This is a genomic window from Streptomyces triticirhizae, assembly GCF_003696235.1.
Lineage (GTDB): Bacteria > Actinomycetota > Actinomycetes > Streptomycetales > Streptomycetaceae > Streptomyces > Streptomyces triticirhizae.
In genome coordinates, this window is the sequence record NZ_RFFJ01000213.1 from 1 (window position 1) to 9,464 (window position 9,464).

A 9,464-nucleotide genomic window follows, 5' to 3' on the forward strand; every position below is an offset into this window, starting at 1 on the left:
GCGGCGAGCGCCGTCGCGGCCAGCGCCCCGGCGGCCACCCGGCCGCGTGGGCGGCGGCGGCCCGAGGGGGCGGCCTTCGCGGCGCGTCCCGTGACGGATTCCGGGGCGGCTCCCGGAGCGGATGCCGGGGCGGATCTCTTGCCGGGCTCCCGGTCGGGCTCTCGGTCGGAGTGAGGAGACATCAGCGGCTCGTTCCTGGGGTCCGAAGGAGAACCGCCGCCGGGTGGTGACCATCGTTCGCCCTGCGGCGATCGACGGTCGGACTGGGAGCGCTCCCACCCGGCGGCGGCAGCTTAATGATGCGAATCCGCCATGCCCCCGTCAAGACTGTTGACTTAACGAGATGGAGCGATGGAACGGATTCGACGTCGTTCTGGCCTCTGTTGACTTCACCGGGCGAAGGGCCCGGGCGTTCTCCTGGTGCGGCGTTCCCGTGGCGACCGGCCGGTCGCCACGCTCCCGTCGCGGTGGTGCCGCCACGGCGGTCGTTTCGCCCCCGCCCGTCCCCGACCGGGGCGAAACGACCGCATCCCCGCTGGTCCGCCGGACACCCCCTCCCGCAGGGGGTCCGGAGCGGCGAAACCACGGCGGACAGCGGGCCGTTGGTCACCGCCGCCGATGCGGCGGCGACCTGGTCTCTCGGCGGCGCTAGACGCCGCCCCCTCGGCTGCGCCGGTTGAAGTCACTCCTTCTGTTGACCTCTTGAACCCAGAGCCGAAGCAGCGGCCGCCGATCCTGGCCACGGGCCGGCAGCGCGCCCTGGCACGGCGCGACGCGGGTCGGCTCCGCGCGGTCGGCTCCGTCCGCCGGCTTCCCTCGCTCGTCGCGACACTCGGGGTCCTGGCGGACATCGGAGACACCTGGTGGGGGTGGCATGGGACGGCCCTCTCGATCCTTGGTCGGCGATCCGAGAAACCACCGCCGAGCGTGAGACGACTCCCGGTTGGGGATGGGAGCGCTCCCACCTTGCGGTTGCCCCTCATACTGGGAGCAGAGCATGACCCCGTCAACCGTTGGCGCAGTCTTTTGTCAAACAAAATCGGCGCGGAGCGGTCGCGATCGCGCCGAACGCGTCCAGGTTGTGAACGGCCGGCGCCCATACGGGGGTTGCTACGGACCGCAGGGCGGGCGACGGCTTCGGGGCGTGGAACCACACCCCGGGCGGAACTCTCTGACGCCGGGCCGGGTCAGCCGATCCTGGTGGGGGCGTGTGGGGGGCCGGCGCGGCGGGTGGGTCCGGGGCGGGGGCGGGCGTTGCGCATCCGGATGGCGCTGTGACCGAGGCTGCTGCCGACGGCCGCGTCCCAGAAGGGCCAGAGATTGTCGTAGAGCCGCAGTTGGATGCCGGCCTCGCGGTGGAGGGCGAGAAGGTTGCCCACCTCGACGGGTGCGCCGAGCGGCTCGACCGCCTCGCGGGCGACCAGCGCGTGCCGGTCGTTGCCGAAGGGGCGGAACGGGGCGGCCGGCAGCCGGTACGCGTAGAGCCTGGTCTCCAGCAGCCGGGAGAGCCAGCCGTACTCGATGGCGTGCACCCGGTGGCCGCCGCCGTCGCCTATCAGGCGTTGCCGGTCGGCGCGTGAACTGCTGGGCCTGAGCCAGACCATGGCCCTGGGGCACTGCCGGGGGAACCAGTAGTCGGGGGCGCGCTCGGCGTCCACGGCCCACACGAGCGCCTCCAACGGGCCCGCGCTGGCGGAGACATGAGGGCGGAAGACCTGGATGCCCGGGTCTTCGGAGAAGTGCAGGACCTCGCCTGGAGCTGGACGCATGGTGATCATCATCGCACCCGGGGCCCGGCGGGGGGACGGGTGGGGGCACGGCGGGGCGGACGGGGTGACCCGGGGGCGGCCGGGGGATACGGGATCGCGCGCCAGGGCTGAACGGGCGCCTCCGGGATGCGCAAGACCCACCATCGTTTTCCGGCCAGCGGTGGAACTCGCGGCCCCTCCCCCGGGGGCTTCGCGCCTCGACCGCGAAAGCGGCATGTCAGGGACACATCGGGAGGCTGCGGGGCGGGCCGCGCCAGCGGGGAAAACCCGTTGATTTTCGGCACCGGTGGCCGTGACCCTTGCAAGGTTGCCCAGTTACGACACGTACTGACTCTGGGATGTCATGCAGATTCGCGATCTTCCGCATACCGACCCCGGCCAACCGGACGTGAGGTCGGGATTTCGTTTTCTGGTCTGGCTCTTCCGCTGCCAGCTCGGCGGCCAGGCCAAGGCCCTGGGGTGGGGCACCCTGCACATGGCTAGCATCGCCGCCCTGCCCGTGGCCGTGGGTTCCGCGATCTCGGCCGTGGTGGACGACTCCGGCCGACGACTGCTGGTGACCGGGGCCTTCCTGGTCGCCATCGCGCTGGTGATAGCGTTCGCCGACGCCATGCTGCACCGCTCTGCCGTCACCAACTGGATCACGGCGGCGGCCCGGGTACAGCAGCTCCTGGCGCGCCAGACCGCCGCGTTGGGCGGGGTGCTCACCCGCCGGGTGGCCGCCGGCGAGGTGGTGAAGGTCTCCACCGGAGACGTCGAGAAAATTGGCTGGTTTGTTGAGTCCTTCTCCCGGTTCGCCGCGGCGGTGGTCGTCACCGTCTCGGTGTGTGCGGGGCTGATCTGGTTCGAGCCCCAGCTGGGGCTGCTGGTCGCCGGCGGCGTGGCCGCCGTGGTGCTGAGCGTCTTCCCGCTGCTGCCGACGGCGATCCGACGGGCCGAGTTCGAACGGTCGAAGTCCGGGCGGGCCACCGAGTTGGCCTCGGACACGGTGGCCGGGCTGCGGGTGCTGCGCGGGATCGGCGGCGAGGAGCTGTTCCTCGACCGCTACCGCAGGGCCTCGCAGGAGGTGCGTTCCGCCTCCGTGCGCAACGCGCGGATGTGGTCCCTGATCGACGCGGTGCAGGTGGTGATGCCGGGGCTGCTGCTGATCGCGGTGGTCTGGCAGGGCGCCAGGCTGGCGCTGGACGGCCGGCTGGGCGCGGGTGAGCTGGTGACCGTCTACGGCGCGGTCAGCTTCCTGCTCTTCCCGCTGCGGCTGTTCACCGAGGCCGCGATGGCCTTCACCTTCTCGCGGCCGTCGGCACGGCGGGCCGTCCGGGTGTTGGGGCTGCGCCGCGAGGGTCGCGAGGGCGGCGCGGAGGCCGCGCGGGGCGGGGACGCGCGCGAGGCGCCGCGACCGGGCGGCGATCTGACCGATCCGGCGACCGGGCTGCGGGCGGCGCGGGGGCGGTTGACGGCCGTGGTCTGCGGCGCCCCGGACTTCGCGGAGCGGCTGGCGGAACGGCTCGGGGGACACCCGGTCATGCCGGGCGACGAGGCGTCGGCGCGGCTGGGCGGGGTCGCCCTGGACGAGGTGCCGTTGGCCGAGGCGCGGGCGGCGGTGCTGGTGCAGGACAAGGACCCGGTGCTGCTCTCGGGCACGCTGGCCGAGCTGCTGGACGTGCCGTCGTCGGGGCGGGTCGACGCCGAGGCGGCGCTGCGCGCGGCGCACTGTCACGACGTGCTGGAGGCGCTCTCGCGGGCGACGCGGGACGGCAGCCGGGACCCGATGCGGGGCATGATCACCGAGCGGGCCCGTTCCCTCTCGGGTGGCCAGCGGCAACGACTGGCGCTGGCGCGCTCGTTGATCACCGACCCCGAGGTGCTGGTGCTCGACGAGCCGACGTCGGCGGTGGACGCGCACACCGAGGCGGGCATCGCGCGCGGGCTGCGGTCGCTGCGCGCGGGGCGCACCACGGTGGTGTTCACCTCCAGCCCGCTGATGCTGGACCAGGCCGACGAGGTGGTCTTCGTCAACGACGGCGCGGTGGCGGCCGTGGGGTCGCACCGGGAGCTGTTGGGGACGACGCCGGCCTACCGGGCCGTGGTCACCCGTGACACCGAGACCGTTCAACTCGCTGAGGAGTCCGCATGATCGGCGTGCAGCCGCCCGACTACGACCCGGCCGGCACCGAACACGCGACGACCCTGCCGGTGGCGGGGCCGGAGACGGTACGTGACTATGTGCGGTCGCTGCTGCGCCGACATCGCGGCGCCTTCGCGGTGCTGATCGCGGTGAACGCGACGGCGGTGGTCGCCTCGATGGTGGGGCCCACCCTGCTGGGTGGGCTGGTGCAGGATCTCGCCGACGGCGAGCGGGAGTTGCGGCTGGGGAGGAACATCTCGCTGTTCGCGGTGGCGCTGGTGGTGCAGGCGTTCTTCGTGCGGATGGTGCGGCTGCGCGGGGCGGTGCTCGGCGAGCGGATGCTGGCCGATCTCAGGGAGGACTTCCTGGTCCGCTCGGTGGGGCTGCCGCCGGGGGTGCTGGAGCGCGCGGGCACGGGCGACCTGCTGGCGCGGATCAACACGGATGTGGACCGGCTGTCCACGGCGATGCGGGAGGCGCTTCCGCAGATGTCGATCGCCGTGGTGTGGGCGGGGCTGCTGCTCGGCGGCCTGGTGGTCACGGCGCCGCCGCTGGCGCTGGCGATCGTGGTGGCGCTGCCGGTGCTGCTGGGCGTGTGCGTCTGGTACTTCCGGCGGGCGCCGGCCGGCTACCGCTCGGAGGCCGCCGGGTACGCGGCGGTGGCCGCCGCGCTGGCGGAGACGGTGGATGCCGGGCGGACCATCGAGGCGCACCGGCTGGAGGAGCGGCGGATCGCGCTCTCGGACCAGCGGGTGGCCGAGTGGACGAGTTGGGAGCGGTACACGCTCTGGCTGCGGTCGATCCTGATCCCGGCGATCAACTTCTACCACGCCTCGCTGCTGGCGGGGGTGCTGCTGATCGGCGGCTGGTTCGTGCTGGAGGACTGGCTGACCGTGGGGCAGTTGACCACGGGCGCGCTGCTGACCCAGCTGATGGTCGAGCCGGTGGGGATGATCCTGCGGTGGATGGACGAGTTGCAGGTGGCGCGGGTCTCGCTGGCGCGGCTGGTGGGCGTGCGGGAGATCGAGGAGGACGCGGGGGACGGGTCGCTCGCGCCCGGCGGGCGTGAACTCCTCGCCGAGCGCGTGCGGTTCGGCTATCTGCCGGACGTGGACGTGCTGCACGACGTGAGCCTGGACGTGGCTCCGGGGACCCGGCTGGCGCTGGTGGGTCCCTCGGGTGCGGGGAAGTCCACGCTGGGGCGGCTGCTGGCCGGGATCTACGGGCCGCGTACCGGCTCGGTGACGCTGGGCGGCACGCGGCTGTCGGAGATGACGGCGGAGCGGGTGCGGGAGCGGGTGGCCCTGGTGAACCAGGAACACCACGTCTTCGTCGGCCCGTTGCGGGACAACCTGCTGTTGGCGCGGACGGACGCCTCGGACGCCGAGCTGTGGGCCGCGCTGGGCGCGGTGGACGCCGACGACTGGGTGCGGGGGCTGCCGGAGGGGCTCGATACCGAGGTGGGTTCGGGCGCGTTGTCGGTGACGCCGGCGCGTGCCCAGCAGATCGCGCTGGCGCGGCTGGTGTTGGCCGATCCGCACACGCTGGTGTTGGACGAGGCGACCTCGCTGCTGGACCCGAGGGCGGCGCGTCATCTGGAGCGTTCGCTGGGGCGGGTGTTGGACGGTCGGACGGTGATCGCCATCGCGCACCGGCTGCACACGGCGCACGACGCGGATGTGATCGCGGTGGTCGAGGACGGCCGGATCACGGAGCTGGGCAGCCACCACGAGCTGGTGGCCTCCGGCGGGGCCTATGCGGCGCTGTGGCGGTCCTGGCACGGGTGAGGGAACGTCGCCGGCCGTCGGCCGGGGAGGTCCGGCCGCGTGCCGGGGGTGTGTGGGCCCGGCTCCCGTTGGGGAGTCGGGCCCCTCGTCTGTCCGGCCGAGGGGAGAAAGGCCGCGGGGCGTGAGGTGGCGGCGCGTCAGGGGGTGACAGGGCTTCGGGGGATGGCGGGGCCTCAGGGGGTCAGCAGGCCGGCACCGACGCCGCCGGCGGCGCCCAGGACGATGAAGGCGGGCATCAACACCTTGTTCTCCACCCAGGCACCGGCCCGGAACCGCATGAAGCTCGGGGTGCCCAACGGGTACCAGCGGCGGCCGGCGATCGGCAGCGGCCAGAGCATGGGGCAGCCGGAGATGGTGATGGCGTCCCCGAGGGTGTGCACGACGGCGCCCAGGACGATGGGCAGGCCGAGCCAGGCGTAGGGCTCGTCGGTGAAGAGCCAGTTGGCGCCGTTGCCCGGCTCGTTGAGGACGCCGGCGATGATCCAGGCGGTGGCGGCGCCGAGCAGCCAGACCAGCACGTCGCTGGAGACCCGGGCCATCCGCCACAGCAGCCCCTCGACGGCGAGCACCATGTGGACGAAGAGCGTGAACAGGACCGCCCAGCGGCCGAAGGCGACGGCGGCTCCGGAGAAGCCGGCGCCCAGCAGGACGGCCCAGATCCAGGTGTGGGTGAGGGTGCGGTGGCCGCCGCTGCGGCGGCGGTCGCGTGGGCCCCGGGTGGCGTTGTAGACGGCGCTGGAGAGCTTGTCGATCAGGCCGGCGAGGATCCTGGAGAAGGGCCCGAAGGCGCGGGATATGGTCGCCGACTTGTGGTCCAGGTCGGGGGCGAGCGCGGCCCCGGCGCAGATCAGGGTGCCGGCGACCAGAACGGGCCAGGGCATCGGGTGGTCGGCGGCGGCAGCGGCGGCACCCACGCCCAGCCAGGCCATCGCGCCGGAGAGCGAGTGCGCAGGTCCCATCATGGTTCGAATCCCCCGCCTTTTCTTGACCGTTGGGTCTTCCTACGGCGGGACAGCGTAGCGCCATGTGATCTTCGCAGGAGTGGCCGGTTCTCGTTTGGGCGGGTGGGGCGGGCAGTATGGGACGGTGACCCTTATCGATCAGATGCCGCAGAACAGTGACCCCGACGCTCTCTTCGACGCGTTCTCGTCGTGGGCGAGCGAGCGGGGGATCACCCTCTACCCCGCCCAGGAGGAGGCGCTGATCGAGGTGGTGTCGGGGTCCAACGTGATCCTCTCGACGCCGACGGGCTCGGGGAAGTCGCTGGTGGCGGCGGGGGCGCACTTCGCGGCGCTGTCGCGGGACGAGGTGACCTTCTACACCGCGCCGATCAAGGCGCTGGTGTCCGAGAAGTTCTTCGAGCTGTGCAAGCTGTTCGGGACCGAGAACGTCGGGATGCTCACCGGGGACGCCTCGGTGAACCCGGACGCCCCGGTGATCTGCTGCACCGCCGAGGTGCTGGCGTCGATCGCGCTGCGCGACGGGGAGCGGGCGGACGTCGGCCAGGTGGTGATGGACGAGTTCCACTTCTACGCGGAGCCGGACCGGGGGTGGGCCTGGCAGATCCCGCTCCTGGAGCTGCCGCAGGCGCAGTTCGTGCTGATGTCGGCGACGCTCGGCGACATGACGCGCTTCGAGGAGGACCTGACGCGTCGTACCGGGCGGGCGACCGCCGTGGTCCGCTCGGCCACCCGGCCGGTGCCGCTGAGCTACGAGTACCGGACGACGGGGCTGACGGAGACGCTGACGGAGCTGTTGGAGACGCGTCAGGCGCCGGTGTACATCGTGCACTTCACGCAGGCGCAGGCCGTGGAGCGGGCGCAGGCGTTGATGAGCATCAACATGTGCAGCCGGGCGGAGAAGGACGAGATCGCCGCGCTGATCGGGAACTTCCGCTTCACCACGCGGTTCGGACGGAACCTGTCGCGCTATGTCCGGCACGGTATCGGGGTGCATCACGCGGGGATGCTGCCCAAGTACCGGCGGCTGGTGGAGAAGCTGGCGCAGGCCGGGCTGTTGAAGGTGATCTGCGGCACGGACACGCTGGGCGTCGGCGTCAACGTGCCGATCAGGACGGTGCTGTTCACCGCGCTCACCAAGTACGACGGGAGCCGGGTGCGGGTGCTGCGGGCGCGGGAGTTCCACCAGATCGCGGGGCGGGCGGGGCGGGCCGGCTTCGACACCTCGGGGCTGGTGGTGGCGCAGGCGCCGGAGCATGTGGTGGAGAACGAGAAGGCCCTGGCGAAGGCCGGGGACGACCCCAAGAAGCGCCGCAAGGTGGTGCGCAAGAAGGCGCCCGAGGGCTTCGTCAACTGGAGCCAGCAGACGTTCGAGAAGCTGATCGCGGCCGACCCGGAGCCGTTGACGTCCCGCTTCCGGGTGACGCACGCGATGCTGCTGTCGGTGATCGCCCGACCGGGCGACCCGTTCGCGGCGATGCGGCGGCTGTTGGAGGACAACCACGAGCCGCGCCGGCAGCAGCTGCGACTGATCCGGCGGGCCATCGCGATCTACCGCTCGCTGCTCGACGGCGGCGTCGTGGAGCGGCTGCCGGAGCCGGACGCGCAGGGGCGGACGGTGCGGCTGACGGTGGACCTCCAGGCGGACTTCGCGCTCAACCAGCCGCTGTCGACGTTCGCGCTGGCGGCGTTCGAACTGCTTGATCCCGAGTCTCCCTCCTATGCGTTGGACATGGTCTCGGTGGTCGAGGCCACGCTGGACGACCCCCGGCAGATCCTGGCGGCCCAGCAGAACAAGGCGCGGGGCGAGGCCGTGGCCGCGATGAAGGCCGAGGGGATCGAGTACGAGGAGCGGATGGAGCGGCTGATGGACATCAGCTATCCGCGCCCCCTGGACGAGCTGCTCTTCCACGCCTTCGGGCTGTACCGCAGGAGCCACCCGTGGGTGGGCGACCACCCGCTCTCCCCCAAATCGGTCGTCCGGGACATGTACGAACGGGCGTTGACCTTCTCCGAGTTCGTCTCCCTGTACGAGCTGGCCCGGACCGAGGGCATCGTGCTGCGGTATCTGGCCAGCGCCTACAAGGCGTTGGAGCACACCGTGCCGGACGATCTGAAGTCGGAGGACTTCCAGGACATCGCGGCCTGGCTGGGCGAGATGGTGCGTCAGGTGGACTCCAGTCTGTTGGACGAGTGGGAGCAGCTGGCCAATCCGGAGACCGAGGACGCCGAACAGGCCCAGGAGCGGGCGGACCAGGTGCGGCCGGTGACGACCAACGCGCGGGCGTTCCGGGTGCTGGTGCGCAACGCGATGTTCCGCAGGGTGGAGCTGGCGGCGCTGGACCGCTTCGGGGAGCTGGGCGAGTTGGACGGCGAGGACGGCTGGGACGCGGAGGCGTGGCGCGCCGCGATGGAGGGCTACTGGGCGGAGTACCACGAGCTGGGCACCGGGCCCGACGCGCGGGGGCCACGGCTGCTGCGGATCGAGGAGCATCCGGAGGACGGGCTGTGGCGGGTGCGGCAGACCTTCGCCGATCCGTCCGGCGACCACGACTGGGGGATCTCCGCCGAGGTGGACCTGACCGCCTCGGACGCCGAGGGCCGCGCGGTGATCAAGGTGACGGACGTGGGCCAGCTGTGAGCACGGGCAGCGGGCGCCGGCGGGCGAGGCGGAGCGCGGCGGCCAACTGCTGGCGGTACCAGCCCGACTCGTCCGGCTCCTGCGCCGTCAGCAGGCGCCGCACCGTGCGCCAGGGGCCGGCCGCGAGCCCAGCCGCCACCAGCGGCGGCCGCAGCCGCCCGAGGGCGGCGCGCTCGGCCGGGT

At 72.4% G+C, this 9,464-nt stretch carries 6 protein-coding genes; 3 read left to right on the forward strand and 3 right to left on the reverse strand.

The window, feature by feature from the left end:
* Positions 1–1,187 precede the first annotated feature (1,187 nt).
* Complete coding sequence (locus tag EBN88_RS25595; RefSeq protein ID WP_122399429.1) at positions 1,188–1,769, reverse strand: DUF6886 family protein; 582 nt, start codon at positions 1,767–1,769, stop codon at positions 1,188–1,190.
* Between the two features lie 343 nt (positions 1,770–2,112).
* On the opposite strand from EBN88_RS25595, the gene EBN88_RS25600 reads away from it, so the two are divergent.
* Positions 2,113–3,903, forward strand: a complete 1,791-nt coding sequence (locus EBN88_RS25600) for an ABC transporter transmembrane domain-containing protein (protein ID WP_122399426.1) — start codon at positions 2,113–2,115, stop codon at positions 3,901–3,903.
* Positions 3,900–5,681, forward strand: coding sequence for an ABC transporter ATP-binding protein (locus EBN88_RS25605; RefSeq protein ID WP_122399427.1), 1,782 nt, complete (start codon positions 3,900–3,902; stop codon positions 5,679–5,681). Before EBN88_RS25600 ends, EBN88_RS25605 begins: the two co-directional genes overlap by 4 nt.
* Positions 5,682–5,854: 173 nt before the next feature.
* Here the strand turns inward: EBN88_RS25605 and EBN88_RS25610 are convergent, their stop codons facing one another.
* Positions 5,855–6,643, reverse strand: coding sequence for a metal-dependent hydrolase (locus EBN88_RS25610; protein WP_122399428.1), 789 nt, complete (start codon positions 6,641–6,643; stop codon positions 5,855–5,857).
* A gap of 124 nt (positions 6,644–6,767) precedes the next feature.
* Here EBN88_RS25610 and EBN88_RS25615 point away from each other — a divergent pair, with 124 nt between their 5' ends.
* A complete protein-coding gene (locus EBN88_RS25615; protein WP_122399430.1) occupies positions 6,768–9,281 on the forward strand; it encodes a DEAD/DEAH box helicase in 2,514 nt (837 codons plus the stop codon).
* Here the strand turns inward: EBN88_RS25615 and EBN88_RS30835 are convergent.
* Positions 9,253–9,464, reverse strand: a 212-nt coding sequence (locus EBN88_RS30835) for a DUF6397 family protein (RefSeq protein WP_233580961.1), incomplete at its 5' end; no start/stop codon positions are given. The two genes, EBN88_RS25615 and EBN88_RS30835, sit on opposite strands and share 29 nt — an antisense overlap.